Genomic DNA, 16,861 nt, shown 5'->3' with positions numbered 1-16,861 from the left:
GCGGTGGCTGGTAGGATGTCGCCGCGCGGGAGCTTGCTCCCGCGTTGGCGTGTCTGGAGTCAGTGAATTTTTACAGCATGCGACAGCGTTCGGGTGCTGGCGGTGTGTTCGGGAATGCTCCTGCTTTCCGGGCGATATGCGCCGAGACCAGGATCGTTGAATCGACGTGAGTTGGGTCCGGGCCTGTATTGGGGCTCAACGAGTTTGGCAAGGTTCAGGAGAGGTTTGCCGGACGTCCTATAAGAGTGCAAAGACTAATGGCGAAGCGTGATTTTTACGAAGTATTGGGTGTCGAGCGGGGAGCCAGCGAGGCAGAGCTGAAAAAGGCTTACCGTCGCCTGGCGATGAAGCACCACCCAGACCGTAATCCCGGCGATAAAGCGTCGGAAGAGATGTTCAAGGAAGCCAACGAGGCTTACGAAGTTCTGTCCGATTCCAGCAAGCGCGCGGCCTACGACCAATACGGGCATGCCGGTGTCGACCCGAGCATGGGTGGCGGCGGTGCCGGTTTCGGCGGCCAGAACTTCTCCGATATCTTCGGCGATGTGTTCAGTGATTTTTTTGGCGGCGGCCGCGGCGGCGCCCGTGGTGGTGCCCAGCGTGGCAGCGATTTGCGCTACACGCTGGAGCTGAACCTGGAAGAAGCGGTGCGCGGTACTACCGTGAATATCCGGGTGCCGACGCTGGTCAATTGCAAGCCGTGCGACGGTTCGGGCGCCAAGAAGGGCTCCTCGCCGGTCACCTGCCCGACTTGCGGCGGCATCGGCCAGGTTCGCATGCAGCAGGGCTTCTTCTCGGTCCAGCAGACCTGCCCGCGTTGCCATGGCCAGGGCAAGATCATTTCCGATCCGTGCGACTCCTGCCACGGCGAAGGGCGTGTCGAAGAGTACAAGACGCTGTCGGTCAAAGTGCCGGCCGGTGTCGATACCGGCGACCGCATTCGTCTGTCCGGCGAAGGCGAGGCGGGTGCCCAGGGCGGCCCGACCGGCGATCTGTATGTAGTAATCAACGTGCGCGAGCACGCGATCTTCCAGCGTGATGGCAAGCATCTGTTCTGCGAAGTTCCGATCAGTTTTGTTGATGCGGCCTTGGGCGGTGAGCTTGAAATCCCGACCCTTGATGGTCGCGTCAAGCTGAAGATTCCCGAGGGAACTCAAACCGGCAAGCAGTTCCGCATTCGCGGCAAGGGCGTGGCTCCAGTGCGTGGCGGCGGTGCGGGCGACCTGATGTGCCGCGTCGCGGTAGAGACACCGGTCAACCTGAGCCGGCGCCAGCGGGAGCTGTTGGAAGAGTTCCGCAGTTCCCTGGCGGATGACAACAGCCACTCGCCGAAAACCACCGGTTGGTTCGAAGGTGTGAAGCGCTTCTTCGGCGATCTGTAAGGAGTGGGCATGCGACGTATAGCTGTGATGGGCGCCGCGGGGCGTATGGGCAAGGCGCTGGTCGAGGCGGTGCAGCAGCGCTCGCCGCTCTCTGGCCTGACGGCTGCCATCGTCCGGCCCGACAGTACGCTGGTGGGCGCCGATGCTGGCGAGCTGGCCTCGATCGGACGTATCGGCGTGCCAATGTCCGGTGGGCTGGAAAAGGTACTCGATGAATTTGACGTCCTGATCGACTTCACCCTGCCGGAAGTCATGCTGAAAAACCTCGCCACCTGCCGCAAGGCCGGCAAGGCCATGGTCATCGGCACGACCGGCCTGGACGCCGCGCAGAAGCAATTGTTGGCCGATGCCGGCAAGGACATTCCGATCGTGTTCGCGGCGAACTTCAGCGTGGGCGTGAATCTCTCGCTCAAGCTGCTGGACCTGACGGCGCGGGTGTTGGGTGATGATGCGGATATCGAAATCATCGAGGCGCATCACCGTCACAAGATCGATGCGCCTTCGGGAACAGCCTTGCGCATGGGGGAAGTGATTGCCGATGCGCTGGGTCGTGACCTGCAGGAAGTGGCCGTGTATGGGCGCCAGGGGCACACCGGTGCGCGTGAGCGAGACACCATCGGTTTCGCCACCGTACGTGGTGGCGACGTGGTAGGTGATCACACCGTGCTGTTCGCCACCGAGGGTGAGCGCCTGGAGATTACGCACAAGGCGTCGAGTCGGATGACTTTCGCCAAGGGCGCCGTGCGTGCCGCGCTGTGGCTGGATGGTCGCGAGCCCGGCTTGTACGACATGCAGGACGTTCTCGACCTGCGTTGATGCCTTCAAGGCGGGGTTCAGGTTACACTGAGCCCCGTTTTACACCGCTTCGCGACGGCCTGTCGCATTCCCCTGCCTTTAAGGCTCATTAGCGGTGGACCAAAAAAGCCTTTTTCTGTAAGCTACAGCTTTAGTGTGTCCACTAAAAGCGCGCAGAATAATTCAGTGAACAAGCGGGGTGACGTGTCCATACGTCACTCCGCTTTTTTACAACCTGCGATCGCCCTTTCAGGCTTTATTTACGGGAGGTCTTCTTGACTAAGCCAGCCATACTCGCCCTTGCTGATGGCAGCATTTTTCGCGGCGAAGCCATTGGAGCCGACGGTCAGACCGTTGGTGAGGTGGTGTTTAACACCGCAATGACCGGCTATCAGGAAATTCTTACCGATCCTTCCTACGCCCAGCAAATCGTTACCCTGACTTACCCGCACATTGGCAATACCGGCACCACGCCGGAAGATGCCGAGTCCGATCGTGTCTGGTCCGCTGGCCTGGTCATCCGCGACCTGCCGCTGGTAGCGAGCAACTGGCGTAACAAGATGTCCCTGTCCGACTACCTGAAAGCCAACAACGTCGTGGCGATCGCCGGTATCGACACCCGCCGCCTGACCCGCATCCTGCGGGAAAAAGGCGCGCAGAACGGCTGCATCATGGCCGGTGACAATATTTCCGACGAGGCCGCCATTGCCGCTGCCCAGGGTTTCCCAGGCCTCAAGGGCATGGACCTGGCGAAAGTCGTCAGCACCAAGAAACAGTACGAGTGGCGCTCCTCGGTCTGGGACTTGAAAACCGATAGCCACGCGACGATCGAGGCTTCCGAACTGCCGTATCACGTAGTCGCCTACGATTACGGCGTCAAGCTGAACATCCTGCGCATGCTGGTCGCGCGCGGTTGCCGCGTTACCGTAGTGCCGGCCCAGACCCCCGCGGCTGACGTCCTGGCCCTCAAGCCCGACGGCGTGTTCCTGTCCAACGGTCCGGGTGACCCGGAGCCATGCGACTACGCGATCCAGGCGATCAAGGACGTGCTGGAAACCGAGATCCCGGTATTCGGTATCTGCCTGGGGCACCAGTTGCTGGCCCTGGCTTCGGGCGCCAAGACCCTGAAAATGGGCCACGGCCACCACGGTGCCAACCACCCGGTCCAGGACCTGGATACCGGTGTCGTCATGATCACCAGCCAGAACCACGGTTTTGCGGTTGACGAGGCGACCCTGCCGGCCAACGTACGGGCCATCCACAAGTCGCTGTTCGACGGCACGCTGCAAGGCATCGAGCGTACCGACAAGAGCGCGTTCAGCTTCCAGGGCCACCCTGAGGCGAGCCCGGGCCCGAACGATGTGGCGCCGCTGTTCGATCGCTTCATCAATGAGATGGCCAAGCGACGCTGACCGCGTGAAACCCGAGGGCGGCCCCGAAAACGGCGGCCCCTTCGGGCGCTTCAAAGATTGTTCGACGGCCTAGCCGACTGACCTGCGGATTTGAGTGACAAACCCATGCCAAAACGTACAGACATAAAAAGCATCCTGATTCTCGGCGCTGGCCCGATCGTGATCGGCCAGGCCTGCGAATTCGACTACTCCGGCGCCCAGGCTTGCAAGGCCCTGCGCGAGGAGGGTTATCGCGTCATCCTGGTGAACTCCAACCCGGCCACCATCATGACCGACCCGTCGATGGCCGACGCCACCTACATCGAACCGATCAAATGGCAGACCGTTGCCAAGATCATCGAGAAGGAGCGCCCGGACGCATTGCTGCCGACCATGGGTGGCCAGACCGCACTGAACTGCGCTCTGGACCTGGAGCGCGAAGGCGTCCTGGAGAAGTTCGGTGTGGAAATGATCGGCGCCAATGCCGACACCATCGACAAGGCCGAAGATCGTTCGCGCTTCGACAAGGCGATGAAATCCATCGGCCTGGACTGCCCACGCTCGGGCATCGCCCACAGCATGGAAGAAGCCAACGCCGTGCTGGAACGCCTCGGCTTCCCTTGCATCATCCGTCCGTCCTTCACCATGGGCGGCACGGGTGGTGGCATCGCCTACAACCGTGAAGAATTCGAAGAAATCTGCGCCCGAGGCCTGGACCTGTCGCCAACCAAGGAACTGCTGATCGACGAGTCCCTGATCGGTTGGAAAGAATACGAAATGGAAGTTGTCCGGGACAAAAAGGACAACTGCATCATCGTTTGCTCCATCGAAAACTTCGACCCGATGGGCGTGCACACCGGCGACTCGATCACCGTTGCGCCGGCCCAGACCCTGACCGACAAGGAATATCAGATCCTGCGTAACGCCTCCCTGGCGGTACTGCGCGAGATCGGCGTGGAAACCGGTGGCTCCAACGTCCAGTTCGGCATCTGCCCGAACACTGGCCGCATGGTGGTCATCGAGATGAACCCGCGCGTATCCCGTTCGTCGGCCCTGGCCTCGAAGGCCACCGGCTTCCCGATCGCCAAGGTCGCCGCCAAGCTGGCCGTCGGCTACACCCTGGACGAACTGTCGAACGACATCACCGGCGGCAAGACTCCGGCGTCCTTCGAGCCGTCCATCGACTACGTGGTGACCAAGCTGCCGCGTTTCGCCTTCGAAAAATTCGCCAAGGCTGACGCGCGCCTGACCACCCAGATGAAATCGGTGGGTGAAGTCATGGCCATCGGCCGGACTTTCCAGGAATCCCTGCAAAAAGCCCTTCGTGGCTTGGAAGTGGGTGTCTGCGGCCTCGATCCGAAGCTGGACCTGAGCAAGCCGGAAAGCATGAGCGAGCTCAAGCGCGAGCTGACCGTGCCGGGCGCCGAGCGTATCTGGTACGTGGCGGATGCCTTCCGCGCCGGCATGACTGTCGAGCAGATTTTCGACATGAACATGATCGACCCTTGGTTCCTGGTGCAGATCGAAGATCTGATCAAGGAAGAAGAGAAGGTCAAGACCATGGGCATGTCCAGCATCGATCGCAACACGATGCTGGGTCTCAAGCGCAAGGGCTTCTCCGACATGCGCCTGGCCAAGCTGCTGGGTGTCACCGAAAAGAGCCTGCGCACTCACCGCCACAAGCTGGAAGTCTTCCCGGTCTACAAGCGCGTCGACACCTGCGCGGCCGAGTTCGCCACCGACACTGCCTACCTGTACTCCACGTACGAAGAAGAGTGCGAAGCCGCGCCTTCGACCCGGGACAAGATCATGATCCTGGGCGGCGGTCCGAACCGGATCGGCCAGGGCATCGAGTTCGACTACTGCTGCGTCCACGCGGCACTGGCGCTGCGCGACGATGGTTACGAAACCATCATGGTCAACTGCAACCCGGAGACCGTTTCCACCGACTACGACACCTCTGATCGCCTGTACTTCGAGCCAGTGACCCTGGAGGACGTGCTGGAAATCGTCCGTGTCGAGAAGCCAAAAGGCGTGATCGTCCAGTACGGCGGGCAGACCCCTCTGAAACTGGCCCGCGCCCTCGAAGCCGCCGGCGTGCCGATCATCGGCACCAGCCCGGATGCCATCGACCGCGCCGAAGACCGCGAGCGCTTCCAGCAGATGGTCGAGCGCCTTAACCTGCGCCAGCCACCAAACGCCACCGTGCGCAGCGAAGACGAAGCGATTCGTGCAGCGGCGAAGATCGGTTATCCGCTGGTGGTGCGCCCGTCCTACGTACTGGGCGGCCGTGCGATGGAAATCGTTTACCAGGAAGACGAACTCAAGCGCTACCTGCGCGAAGCGGTCCAGGTGTCCAATGACAGCCCGGTTCTGCTCGACCACTTCCTCAACTGCGCCATCGAAATGGACGTGGACGCGGTCTGCGACGGCAAGGATGTCGTGATCGGCGCAATCATGCAGCACATCGAGCAGGCAGGCGTTCACTCCGGTGACTCCGCCTGTTCGCTGCCGCCGTATTCGTTGCCGGCTCACATCCAGGACGAGATGCGTGAACAGGTCAAGAAAATGGCCCTGGAGCTCGGGGTTGTCGGCCTGATGAACGTGCAGCTGGCGCTTCAGGGCGAAGACATCTATGTCATCGAAGTCAACCCGCGCGCCTCCCGGACCGTACCGTTCGTGTCCAAGTGCATCGGTGTTTCCCTTGCGATGATCGCTGCTCGCGTGATGGCCGGTAAAACCTTGGCAGAGCTGAACTTTACCAAGGAAATCATCCCGAACTTCTACAGTGTGAAAGAGGCGGTGTTCCCATTCGCCAAATTCCCTGGCGTTGACCCGATCCTCGGCCCGGAAATGAAATCCACCGGTGAAGTGATGGGTGTTGGCGACACCTTCGGCGAGGCCTTTGCCAAGGCCCAGATGGGCGCCAGCGAAGTCCTGCCAACGGGCGGCACGGCGTTCATCAGCGTGCGTGATGACGACAAGCCACTGGTTGCGGGCGTGGCCCGTGATCTGATCAACTTGGGTTTCGAAGTGGTCGCCACTGCCGGTACCGCCAAGCTGATCGAGGCGGCGGGCCTGAAAGTGCGCCGCGTGAACAAGGTGACCGAGGGTCGTCCGCACGTGGTCGACATGATCAAGAATGACGAAGTCACGCTGATCATCAACACCACCGAAGGCCGTCAATCGATCGCCGATTCCTATTCCATTCGTCGCAATGCGCTGCAGCATAAGATCTACTGCACCACGACTATTGCTGCCGGCGAAGCGATCTGCGAAGCGCTCAAGTTCGGACCCGAGAAGACCGTACGTCGCTTGCAGGATCTACATGCAGGATTGAAGGCATGAGCATAACCAAGTACCCGATGACTGTTCAGGGCGCGAAGGCCCTGGAGGAAGAGCACGCTTTCCTGACCAAGGTCGAGCGCCCGCGCTTGAGCCAGGCGATCGGTGAAGCCCGTGAACTGGGCGACCTGAAGGAAAACGCCGAATACCACGCTGCCCGAGAGGAGCAGGGCATGGTCGAGGCGCGTGTCCGTGACATCGAAGGCCGCATGCAGAATGCGGTGATCATCGACGTCACGACGATTCCGCACACTGGCAAAGTGATTTTCGGCACTACCGTGGAAATCGCCAACGTCGAGACTGATGAAAGCGTCACTTACCAGATCGTTGGCGAGGACGAGGCGGACATCAAGCTCGGCAAGATTTCAGTCGGCTCGCCTATCGCCCGCGCCTTGATTGCCAAGGAAGAGGGTGATGTGGTTGCCGTGAAGACACCTGGCGGTGTCATTGAGTACGAGATTGTCGAAGTCCGTCATATCTGAACGAAGGCACCCGCTGCGTGCGGGTGCCATGATCTGGCAGCTCACCCAGATGTTATGGGTGGGCGGCGTCTGGTTGTTGCATATCGGTCTGCTGCCGGTGCTGGGTCGGATTGGCCTGGCACCGCTGCTCATCAATGAAATCGCGGGTATGCTGACGGCGCTGCTGGTGGGCTTTTCAGCAGTGTGCGTGATATTCCAGGCTTTGGTGCTGGTTCAGGCCGAGGGTCTTGGCAGTCTATGGCGCGACATTCGTGGGCAATTGCTGCTCATGGCCTTGTACGCTTGCGGGATGTTCCTGGCGGTGCGTCTCGGCTGGCCGGACGCGAGCCAATGGCAGGTATTCAGCTATCTGGTGCTGGGTTTTTCCGGCCTGGTGCTGGTGTTGCAGCCGGTTCCCGGATGGAGCGGCAGGGTGCGCGAAGCACACCCTTGACCGTTTGCATCATTTGAAGCGGTGAACGTTCGACAGTTGCTTGTTGACGCTGAAATTCTTGCGATAAATCAGCGCCATCTTGCCGATGACCTGGACCAGGTCAGCCTTGCCGACCTTGCACAGCTCGGCAACGGCAGCCAGGCGGGCTTCGCGGTCGAGGATGTTGAGCTTGATCTTGATCAGCTCGTGATCGCCGAGGGCGCGTTCCAGTTCAGCGAGGACACCTTCAGTCAAACCGTTGTCAGCCACAGTCAAAACCGGTTTCAGATGGTGGCCGATGGATTTGTATTGTTTCTTCTGCTCTTGAGTGAGCGGCATAATCTGACCCCTGCGTCTGATCTTGTAAAAAGCGGCGGCCAGTTTACCCGAGCGAGTCCGGGACCGCCCACTTAATCACGACCCGATTTATTTTTCAGAGGTGGCCCGTGGCCCGTTCCAAGACTAGCCAGAACTGGCTCAGAGAGCATTTCAACGATCCGTACGTCAAAATGGCGCAAAAAGACGGTTATCGCTCGCGCGCCAGCTATAAATTACTGGAGATCCAGGAGAAGGATCGCCTGATTCGTCCTGGCATGACCGTGATCGACCTCGGTGCGGCGCCGGGTGGCTGGTCGCAGGTGACCAGTCGTCTGATTGGTGGCCAGGGGCGATTGATCGCTTCAGACATCCTGGAAATGGACAGCATCCCTGACGTGACCTTTATTCAGGGTGATTTCACCGAGGACGCCGTATTGGCGCAAATCCTCGAGGCCGTCGGAAATACGCAAGTCGACCTTGTGATTTCCGATATGGCCCCCAATATGAGTGGATTGGCGGCTGTCGACATGCCTCGTGCAATGTTCCTCAGCGAGCTGGCCCTTGATCTGGCGGGGCGGGTTCTGCGTCCGGGTGGTGATTTCCTGATCAAGGTCTTCCAGGGTGAAGGCTTCGATGAATACCACAAGGGCATGCGCAAATTGTTCGACAAGGTGCAGATGCGCAAGCCTTTGTCGTCCCGCGACCGCTCTCGCGAGCAGTATCTGCTGGCGCGAGGGTTTCGCGGAATCGAAGGCGCTTCCAGTGATGAGCGGCTTTGAAACAGGCCGATAGTTTTTTTTGTATCGCATTGCGGGCGTCGCGTAACGAAAATTGCGCGAGTCAAAGTTTCACAAAGGGTTACAGACGGCGCCTGCCAGAGTCGCAGGTAATGTAGTAAGTTAGGCCGGTGAATATCATGCGAAGCGCGCGCCAGTAGCGGAGCTTGCTTCAGAGGGTAGTTAATTGAACGATATGGCAAAGAATCTGATCCTGTGGTTGATCATCGCCGCTGTCCTTGTGACCGTGATGAACAACTTCTCCAGCCCTAACGAGCCGCAGACCCTCAACTATTCCGATTTCCTCCAGCAGGTCAAGGAAGGCAAGGTCGAGCGCGTAGCCGTTGATGGTTATGTGATTACCGGCAAGCGCAGCGATGGCGACAGCTTCAAGACCATTCGTCCGGCGATCCAGGACAATGGTCTGATCGGCGACCTGGTGGACAATCACGTCGTGATCGAAGGCAAGCAGCCTGAGCAGCAAAGTATCTGGACCCAGCTCCTGGTCGCGAGCTTCCCGATCCTGGTGATCATCGCGGTGTTCATGTTCTTCATGCGCCAGATGCAGGGCGGGGCTGGAGGGAAGGGCGGGCCGATGAGTTTCGGCAAGAGCAAGGCCCGACTATTGTCCGAAGATCAGGTCAAGACCACCCTGGCTGACGTCGCCGGTTGCGATGAAGCCAAGGAAGAGGTCGGCGAGCTGGTTGAATTCCTGCGTGATCCGGGCAAGTTCCAGCGCCTGGGCGGACGCATTCCCCGCGGCGTACTGATGGTGGGGCCACCTGGTACCGGTAAAACCTTGCTCGCCAAGGCAATCGCCGGCGAAGCCAAGGTTCCGTTCTTCACCATTTCCGGTTCCGACTTCGTCGAGATGTTTGTCGGCGTCGGTGCCAGCCGTGTTCGCGACATGTTCGAACAGGCGAAAAAGCACGCGCCATGCATCATCTTCATCGACGAGATCGACGCCGTTGGTCGCCACCGTGGTGCCGGCATGGGCGGCGGTCACGATGAGCGCGAGCAGACCCTCAACCAGTTGCTGGTCGAGATGGACGGTTTCGAGATGAATGACGGCATCATCGTGATCGCCGCCACCAACCGTCCTGACGTGCTCGACCCTGCGCTGCTGCGTCCAGGTCGTTTTGACCGTCAGGTCGTGGTGGGGCTGCCGGACATTCGTGGTCGCGAGCAGATCCTGAAGGTTCACATGCGCAAGGTGCCAATGGGGGATGACGTTGCTCCGGCCGTCATCGCTCGCGGCACACCGGGTTTCTCCGGTGCTGACCTGGCGAACCTGGTAAACGAAGCGTCGCTGTTTGCTGCTCGTTCCGGCAAGCGTGTCGTGGAAATGAAGGAGTTCGAACTCGCCAAGGACAAGATCATGATGGGCGCCGAGCGCAAATCCATGGTCATGTCGGAAAAGGAAAAGCAGAACACCGCTTACCACGAGGCAGGACATGCCATCGTCGGTCGTGTCGTGCCTGAGCATGATCCGGTGTACAAGGTTTCGATCATTCCGCGCGGTCGTGCGCTGGGTGTGACGATGTTCCTGCCGGAAGAGGACCGTTACAGCCTGTCCAAGCGCGCGCTGATCAGCCAGATCTGTTCGCTGTACGGTGGCCGTATCGCCGAGGAAATGACGTTGGGCTTTGACGGCGTGACGACAGGTGCCTCCAACGACATCATGCGCGCAAGCCAGATTGCCCGGAACATGGTTACCAAGTGGGGCTTGTCCGAAAAGCTTGGTCCGTTGATGTATGCCGAGGAAGAGGGCGAAGTGTTCCTGGGTCGCGGCGGCGGTGGCCAGCATGCAAGCTTCTCTGGTGAGACGGCCAAGCTGATCGACTCGGAAGTTCGCAGCATCATTGACCAGTGCTACGGCACGGCCAAGCAGATCCTTACGGACAACCGCGACAAACTGGACGCGATGGCTGACGCACTGATGAAATATGAAACCATCGATGCCGAGCAGATCGACGACATCATGGCCGGCCGCACACCTCGTGAGCCTCGTGACTGGTCCGGTGGTGGCACGGGTACCTCCGGTACGCCGCCAGCGGTACAGGGTGAGCGTCCCGAGACGCCCATCGGTGGTCCGGCCGCCGACGTCTAAGGCTTGAAATGACTTCTGTTCAGTCCTCTAACCGGTTGCCTTGCGGCAACCGGTTTCTTGATTTGGCCCGTGCGCACGTCATGGGCATTCTTAATGTCACTCCCGATTCCTTTTCCGATGGTGGAAGATTCTGCCAGCTCGACGCTGCATTGCGGCATGCCGAGGCCATGGTGGCAGCGGGCGCAACGCTGATCGATGTCGGCGGTGAATCGACCCGTCCCGGTGCGCGGGCAGTATCACCTACCGAGGAGCTGGAGCGAGTGGCGCCGATTGTCGAGCGTATACACCGCGAGCTTGATGTCATCATTTCGGTTGATACCTCTACGCCAGCGGTCATGCGCGAGGCAGCGCGGCTGGGGGCGGGACTGATCAATGATGTCCGGTCCTTGCGGCGCGACGGCGCGCTGGACGCCGCGGCGGCAACCGGCTTGCCGGTGTGTCTGATGCATATGCTCGGCGAGCCGGGGACCATGCAGGACGATCCGCACTATGATGATGTGACCAGGGAAGTGGCGGGGTTCCTCGCGGAGCGCCTGGACCAGTGTGCTGGCGTGGGCATTCCTGCCGAGCGGGTCATCCTTGATCCCGGGTTCGGCTTTGCCAAGACCCTGGCTCACAACCTGAGCCTGTTCAAGCATATGGAAGCCTTGCATGCGCTGGGGCGGCCCCTGTTGGTTGGCGTCTCGCGAAAGAGCATGATAGGCAATGCCTTGGGCCGGCCGGTGGGTGAGCGCTTGTATGGCGGTCTCGCCCTGGCTGCCTTGGCCCTTACCAAAGGTGCGCGCATTTTGCGCGTGCATGATGTAGCCGAAACGATGGATGTCGTGCGGATGATCGACGCAGTGGATTCAGCCGAATAAGAATGACGGAGCACTTATGAGCAAGAAATATTTTGGCACCGACGGTATTCGTGGTCGGGTCGGCGAATACCCTATTACCCCTGATTTCATGCTCAAGCTCGGCTGGGCCGCCGGCATGGCGTTCCGCAAGATGGGCGCATGCAAGGTGCTGGTCGGCAAGGACACGCGGATTTCCGGCTACATGTTCGAATCGGCTCTCGAGGCCGGCCTTACGTCGGCGGGTGCCGATGTGATGTTGCTGGGCCCGATGCCGACGCCGGCCATTGCCTACCTGACCCGTACATTCCAGGCCCAGGCGGGTATTGTGATCAGTGCTTCGCACAATCCTCATGACGACAACGGCATCAAGTTTTTCTCTGGCAAGGGCACCAAGCTGCCGGATGAAATCGAGCTGATGATCGAAGAGCTGCTGGATGCGCCGATGACGGTGGTCGAGTCGAGCAAGATCGGCAAGGTGTCGCGGATCAACGATGCATCGGGTCGTTATATCGAGTTCTGCAAAGGCAGTGTTCCAACCGGTACGAGCTTTTCCGGTCTGAAAATCGTTGTCGATTGCGCGCATGGCGCAACCTATAAGGTCGCGCCCAGCGTTTTTCGCGAATTGGGCGCCGAGGTGGTGGTGCTCTCTGCCCAGCCCAACGGGCTGAACATCAACCACAATTGCGGCTCGACCCATACCGAGGCATTGCAGGCTGCGGTCCTGGCCGAACATGCCGATCTCGGGATCGCTTTCGACGGTGACGGTGACCGGGTGTTGATGGTCGACCATACCGGTACGGTCGTTGATGGTGATGAGTTGCTGTTCATCATCGCGCGCGATCTGCATGGTCGCGGCAAGCTGCAGGGCGGCGTGGTTGGTACGTTGATGAGCAACCTCGGGCTTGAATTGGCCTTGGCGGATCTGGATATCCCATTCGTCCGGGCTAATGTCGGCGACCGCTACGTGATCTCGGAATTGCTGGAGCGCAACTGGGTGATCGGAGGCGAGAATTCCGGCCACATCGTCTGCTTCGACCATACCACCACCGGTGATGCGATCATCGCTGCGCTGCAAGTGCTGATGGCGCTCAAGGCCCGTAACGAAGGGCTGGCGCAGTCGCGCCAGGCGCTGCGCAAATGTCCGCAAGTATTGATCAATGTGCGTTTTGGTGGAGGTGTCAGTCCTCTTGAACATGCGACGGTCAAGCAGGCCAGCGAGCGCATAACACAGGCAATGGCCGGGCGTGGACGGGTGTTGTTGCGCAAGTCTGGCACGGAGCCTTTGGTGCGCGTCATGGTCGAAGGCGAGGATGAAGTACAGGTCCGCGGTTATGCCGAAGAGCTGGCGAAGCTGGTTACTGAAGTTTCTGCCTGAATTCGGCTTGCCAGTCATGAATCCGTTGGGTAACATCTGCGCCCACTTTGACCGACGAGGTACAGCATGCGTCGCCCTATGGTAGCTGGTAACTGGAAGATGCACGGTACCCGCGCCAGCGTCGCTGAGCTGATCAAGGGCCTTCGTAACCTGGCCTTGCCAAGCGGTGTTGATGTGGCGGTGTTCCCGCCTTGCCTGTATATCAACCAAGTGGTTGATGGCTTGAAAGGCAAGTCGATTTCGGTCGGTGCACAAAACTCTGCAGTGGAATCCATGCAGGGTGCGTTGACCGGTGAAATCGCGCCGAGTCAGCTGGTGGACGCAGGGTGTTCACTGGTCCTGGTCGGTCATTCCGAGCGTCGCCTGATCATGGGCGAGCAGGACAAGACCCTGATTCGCAAATTTGCCGCGGCACAGGCTTGTGGTCTGATTCCGGTGTTGTGCGTAGGGGAGACCCTCGAACAGCGTGAGGCAGGCAAGACTCTCGAAGTTGTCGCTCGCCAGTTGGGCAGCATCATCGAGGACCTGGGTGTCGGTGCTTTTGCAAAGGCAGTCATCGCTTACGAGCCGGTCTGGGCCATTGGCACCGGGCTGACTGCTTCGCCTCAACAAGCGCAGGATGTGCACGCCGCCATCCGCGCGCAGTTGGCGCAAGAAAATTCTGAAGTGGCACGAGGTGTGCGGCTTCTATACGGCGGCAGCGTGAAGGCGGCCAATGCGGTCGAACTGTTCGGCATGCCGGATATCGATGGGGGGCTCATTGGTGGAGCGTCCCTGAATGCAGATGAGTTCGGTGCGATCTGTCGCGCCGCGGGAAACTGAAAAAATGCTGGAAACAGTCGTAGTCGTTTTTCATCTGCTGGGCGCACTGGGTGTAGTTGCTCTCGTATTGCTGCAGCAGGGTAAAGGTGCGGATGCTGGTGCGTCTTTCGGTGCAGGTGCTTCAAATACTGTATTCGGAAGCCAAGGTTCCTCTACCTTTCTTAGTAAGTTTACTGCTATACTCGCCGCCGGTTTCTTCATAACCAGCTTGGGGTTAGGTTACTTTGCTAAAGAGAAGGCTCATGAGCTGACTCAGGTAGGTTTGCCAAACCCAGCGGTGTTGGAAGCGCCAAAGCAACAACCGGCTTCTGATGATGTCCCGGTGCTTCAAGAGCAAAAGTCGGCCAATCCGGCGACTGACGTACCTCCAGCTCAAGAGCAGAAGTAAGAAGGTTTCAAACGCTGTATTGCCGAGGTGGTGGAATTGGTAGACACGCAACCTTGAGGTGGTTGTGCCCATAGGGTGTAGGGGTTCGAGTCCCCTTCTCGGTACCAATTATCAGGAGAGCCCGCAATTGCGGGCTTTCTTGTAGGTGGAAGCGTTACATTGACCCTGTAAAGGATCGGTCGTATACTTCCGCCCCAGCTTTGTCGCGGGATGGAGCAGCCTGGTAGCTCGTCGGGCTCATAACCCGAAGGTCGTCGGTTCAAATCCGGCTCCCGCAACCAGTTTCAGGGCCCCTTCCAAGGGGCTTTTTGTTAGCTGGACATTTACAACGCCGCTGTTCGACGGCGTTTCAGGGATGGGCGATTCGCCCATTTTTTTTTATTTGCATGGCATGCACATACATGCACGAGGGGGTTCAGGTGTCGAGCAAGCTAGAACAGTTGCAGGCCTTGTTGGCCCCGGTGGTCGTGGCCCTTGGCTATGAATGCTGGGGTATTGAGTTTTCGGCTCAAGGTCGCCACTCACTGTTGCGCGTTTATATCGATAAGGAAGGCGGCGTGTTGGTGGATGATTGCGCCATCGTCAGCCGTCAGATCAGTGGTGTGCTGGATGTTGAAGATCCCATCACCTCCGAATACACCCTTGAAGTTTCCTCGCCTGGCATGGAACGCCCTCTGTTCACTCTTGAACAGTTCGCTTTGTTTGCCGGTGAACAAGTGAAGATCAAGCTGCGCTCGCCCTTTGAAGGCCGACGCAACTTCCAAGGCCTTCTGCGCGGTGTGGAAGAACAGGATGTCGTGGTGCAGGTAGATGACCATGAGTTCCTGTTGCCGATCGATATGATCGACAAGGCCAACATTATTCCCAGTTTTGACTGATACGTGCCAGATACTGCGGATCCCGCGGATCCAATGGCTTGCGAAAGGCGAGGCGTACGATGAGCAAAGAAGTACTGCTGGTTGTTGAGTCGGTATCCAATGAAAAGGGCGTACCGGCTAACGTTATTTTTGAAGCACTGGAGCTGGCCCTGGCCACTGCTACCAAGAAGCGCTTCGAAGACGAAGTTGATTTGCGTGTGGAGATCAATCGCCACACAGGTGCCTACGAGACTTTCCGTCGCTGGACGGTAGTCGAGGAGGCCGACCTGGATGATCCGGCTATCGAAACCTGGCCGAGCAAGGTTGCAGAAACGCATCCTGGCGCCAAGGTGGGTGATGTCGTCGAAGAAAAAATCGAGTCCATCGAGTTTGGCCGCATTGCTGCACAGACTGCCAAGCAGGTCATTGTGCAGAAAGTTCGCGAAGCCGAGCGCGCGCAAGTCGTCGATGCCTATCGCGAGCGCCTGGGAGAGATCATCTCCGGCACCGTTAAAAAAGTCACCCGCGACAACGTGATCGTTGATCTGGGCAACAATGCCGAAGCATTGCTGGCCCGTGAAGACATCATTTCTCGCGAAACTTTCCGTGTTGGCGTGCGGTTGCGTGCGCTGCTCAAGGAAATCCGCACCGAGAACCGCGGCCCGCAGCTGATCCTGTCGCGTACCGCGCCGGAAATGCTGATCGAGTTGTTCCGCATCGAAGTGCCGGAAATTGCTGAAGGCCTGATCGAAGTAATGGCCGCCTCCCGTGATCCGGGTTCGCGGGCCAAGATCGCGGTCCGCTCCAAGGACAAGCGCATTGACCCGCAAGGTGCCTGCATCGGCATGCGTGGTTCGCGCGTCCAGGCCGTATCCGGCGAGTTGGGCGGCGAGCGTGTGGATATCGTCCTGTGGGACGATAACCCGGCTCAGTTCGTGATCAATGCCATGTCGCCCGCTGAAGTGGCGGCAATTATCGTCGACGAGGATGCCCATGCCATGGACATCGCCGTTGGCGCAGACAATCTCGCTCAGGCCATCGGTCGCGGTGGTCAGAACGTGCGTCTGGCTAGCCAATTGACTGGCTGGACCCTGAACGTGATGACCGAATCGGACATCCAGGCCAAGCAGCAAGCTGAAACCGGCGACATCCTGCGCAACTTCATCGAAGAGCTTGAAGTCGATGAAGAGCTGGCGCAGGTGCTGGTGGATGAAGGCTTTACCAGCCTGGAAGAGATTGCCTACGTACCGGTGGAGGAAATGCTCAACATCGACGGCTTTGACGAGGACATCGTCAACGAGCTTCGCGCTCGTGCCAAGGATCGCTTGTTGACCAAAGCCATCGCTACTGAGGAAAAGCTGGCAGACGCCCATCCGGCCGAAGACCTGCTCTCGCTTGAGGGCATGGACAAGGATTTGGCGATGGAACTGGCGGTGCGCGGCGTAATTACCCGCGAAGACCTGGCCGAGCAGTCTATTGACGATCTGCTCGACATCGACGGCATTGACGATGATCGTGCCGGCAAGTTGATCATGGCCGCCCGAGCCCACTGGTTCGAGTAATTAGGCG

General features: G+C 59.3%; 15 protein-coding genes and 2 tRNA genes. 16 read left to right on the top strand and 1 reads right to left on the bottom strand.

Annotated features, from left to right (window positions below; translation table 11 throughout):
* Positions 1-257 precede the first annotated feature (257 nt).
* The 6 genes from dnaJ (at position 258) to J3P84_RS23445 (ending at position 7,828) form a co-directional block, all read left to right on the top strand.
* Entirely contained in the window at positions 258-1,382 is a 1,125-nt protein-coding gene (gene dnaJ / locus J3P84_RS23470) for a molecular chaperone DnaJ (protein ID WP_030139779.1), read from the top strand.
* 9 nt (positions 1,383-1,391) lie between these two features.
* Positions 1,392-2,198, top strand: coding sequence for a 4-hydroxy-tetrahydrodipicolinate reductase (dapB, locus tag J3P84_RS23465; protein ID WP_305496916.1), 807 nt, complete (start codon positions 1,392-1,394; stop codon positions 2,196-2,198).
* Between the two features lie 254 nt (positions 2,199-2,452).
* Positions 2,453-3,589, top strand: coding sequence for a glutamine-hydrolyzing carbamoyl-phosphate synthase small subunit (gene carA, locus J3P84_RS23460; protein WP_186639522.1), 1,137 nt, complete (start codon positions 2,453-2,455; stop codon positions 3,587-3,589).
* 105 nt (positions 3,590-3,694) lie between these two features.
* On the top strand, positions 3,695-6,916 hold the full coding sequence (gene carB, locus J3P84_RS23455) for a carbamoyl-phosphate synthase large subunit (RefSeq protein WP_434602783.1): 3,222 nt from the start codon (positions 3,695-3,697) through the stop codon (positions 6,914-6,916).
* Between the two features lie 2 nt (positions 6,917-6,918).
* Positions 6,919-7,395 (top strand): transcription elongation factor GreA, encoded by a 477-nt coding sequence (greA, locus tag J3P84_RS23450; RefSeq protein ID WP_030139783.1) that lies wholly within the window; start codon positions 6,919-6,921, stop codon positions 7,393-7,395.
* Between the two features lie 28 nt (positions 7,396-7,423).
* Positions 7,424-7,828 carry an MFS transporter gene (locus J3P84_RS23445; protein ID WP_434626169.1) on the top strand — a complete coding sequence of 135 codons (405 nt, stop codon included), beginning with the start codon at positions 7,424-7,426 and terminating at the stop codon, positions 7,826-7,828.
* Positions 7,829-7,837: 9 nt separating this feature from the next.
* Here the strand turns inward: J3P84_RS23445 and J3P84_RS23440 are convergent, their stop codons facing one another.
* Positions 7,838-8,146, bottom strand: a complete 309-nt coding sequence (locus tag J3P84_RS23440) for a YhbY family RNA-binding protein (protein ID WP_181287543.1) — start codon at positions 8,144-8,146, stop codon at positions 7,838-7,840.
* A gap of 107 nt (positions 8,147-8,253) precedes the next feature.
* Here J3P84_RS23440 and rlmE point away from each other — a divergent pair, with 107 nt between their 5' ends.
* The 10 genes from rlmE to nusA all read left to right on the top strand — a co-directional run bounded on the left by rlmE (position 8,254) and on the right by nusA (position 16,854).
* The gene (gene rlmE / locus J3P84_RS23435) at positions 8,254-8,904 is read left to right on the top strand and encodes a 23S rRNA (uridine(2552)-2'-O)-methyltransferase RlmE (protein WP_305496908.1); all 651 of its coding nucleotides are present in this window, start codon (positions 8,254-8,256) and stop codon (positions 8,902-8,904) included.
* Between the two features lie 193 nt (positions 8,905-9,097).
* Complete coding sequence (gene ftsH, locus J3P84_RS23430; protein ID WP_305496907.1) at positions 9,098-11,011, top strand: ATP-dependent zinc metalloprotease FtsH; 1,914 nt, start codon at positions 9,098-9,100, stop codon at positions 11,009-11,011.
* Positions 11,012-11,019: 8 nt separating this feature from the next.
* On the top strand, positions 11,020-11,871 hold the full coding sequence (gene folP / locus J3P84_RS23425) for a dihydropteroate synthase (RefSeq protein WP_434626168.1): 852 nt from the start codon (positions 11,020-11,022) through the stop codon (positions 11,869-11,871).
* Positions 11,872-11,887: 16 nt separating this feature from the next.
* Positions 11,888-13,225 (top strand): phosphoglucosamine mutase, encoded by a 1,338-nt coding sequence (gene glmM / locus J3P84_RS23420; protein ID WP_434626166.1) that lies wholly within the window; start codon positions 11,888-11,890, stop codon positions 13,223-13,225.
* 66 nt (positions 13,226-13,291) lie between these two features.
* A complete protein-coding gene (tpiA, locus tag J3P84_RS23415; RefSeq protein WP_305496904.1) occupies positions 13,292-14,047 on the top strand; it encodes a triose-phosphate isomerase in 756 nt (251 codons plus the stop codon).
* 4 nt (positions 14,048-14,051) lie between these two features.
* Positions 14,052-14,435, top strand: coding sequence for a preprotein translocase subunit SecG (secG, locus tag J3P84_RS23410; RefSeq protein WP_025211789.1), 384 nt, complete (start codon positions 14,052-14,054; stop codon positions 14,433-14,435).
* A gap of 21 nt (positions 14,436-14,456) precedes the next feature.
* Positions 14,457-14,542, top strand: a tRNA-Leu gene (locus tag J3P84_RS23405).
* Between the two features lie 97 nt (positions 14,543-14,639).
* A tRNA-Met gene (locus tag J3P84_RS23400) sits at positions 14,640-14,716 on the top strand.
* Between the two features lie 138 nt (positions 14,717-14,854).
* The gene (rimP, locus tag J3P84_RS23395; RefSeq protein ID WP_053118762.1) at positions 14,855-15,313 is read left to right on the top strand and encodes a ribosome maturation factor RimP; all 459 of its coding nucleotides are present in this window, start codon (positions 14,855-14,857) and stop codon (positions 15,311-15,313) included.
* A 59-nt stretch (positions 15,314-15,372) separates the two neighbouring features.
* Positions 15,373-16,854 (top strand): transcription termination factor NusA, encoded by a 1,482-nt coding sequence (gene nusA, locus J3P84_RS23390; RefSeq protein ID WP_047229054.1) that lies wholly within the window; start codon positions 15,373-15,375, stop codon positions 16,852-16,854.
* Positions 16,855-16,861: the final 7 nt, after the last annotated feature.

The organism is Pseudomonas sp. Z1-29, from assembly GCF_051131995.1.
GTDB lineage: Bacteria > Pseudomonadota > Gammaproteobacteria > Pseudomonadales > Pseudomonadaceae > Aquipseudomonas.
The sequence above is the reverse complement of the archived record's forward strand: the minus strand, read 5'-3'. Positions and strand labels throughout refer to the sequence as shown.

Coding starts and splice junctions, on each gene's coding strand:
- dnaJ (WP_030139779.1), top strand. CDS start 258: ATGGCGAAGCGTGATTTTTACGAAGTATTGGGTGTCGAGCGGGGAGCC.
- dapB (WP_305496916.1), top strand. CDS start 1,392: ATGCGACGTATAGCTGTGATGGGCGCCGCGGGGCGTATGGGCAAGGCG.
- carB (WP_434602783.1), top strand. CDS start 3,695: ATGCCAAAACGTACAGACATAAAAAGCATCCTGATTCTCGGCGCTGGC.
- J3P84_RS23445 (WP_434626169.1), top strand. CDS start 7,424: ATGATCTGGCAGCTCACCCAGATGTTATGGGTGGGCGGCGTCTGGTTG.
- J3P84_RS23440 (WP_181287543.1), bottom strand. CDS start 8,146: ATGCCGCTCACTCAAGAGCAGAAGAAACAATACAAATCCATCGGCCAC.
- ftsH (WP_305496907.1), top strand. CDS start 9,098: ATGGCAAAGAATCTGATCCTGTGGTTGATCATCGCCGCTGTCCTTGTG.
- folP (WP_434626168.1), top strand. CDS start 11,020: ATGACTTCTGTTCAGTCCTCTAACCGGTTGCCTTGCGGCAACCGGTTT.
- glmM (WP_434626166.1), top strand. CDS start 11,888: ATGAGCAAGAAATATTTTGGCACCGACGGTATTCGTGGTCGGGTCGGC.
- tpiA (WP_305496904.1), top strand. CDS start 13,292: ATGCGTCGCCCTATGGTAGCTGGTAACTGGAAGATGCACGGTACCCGC.
- secG (WP_025211789.1), top strand. CDS start 14,052: ATGCTGGAAACAGTCGTAGTCGTTTTTCATCTGCTGGGCGCACTGGGT.
- nusA (WP_047229054.1), top strand. CDS start 15,373: ATGAGCAAAGAAGTACTGCTGGTTGTTGAGTCGGTATCCAATGAAAAG.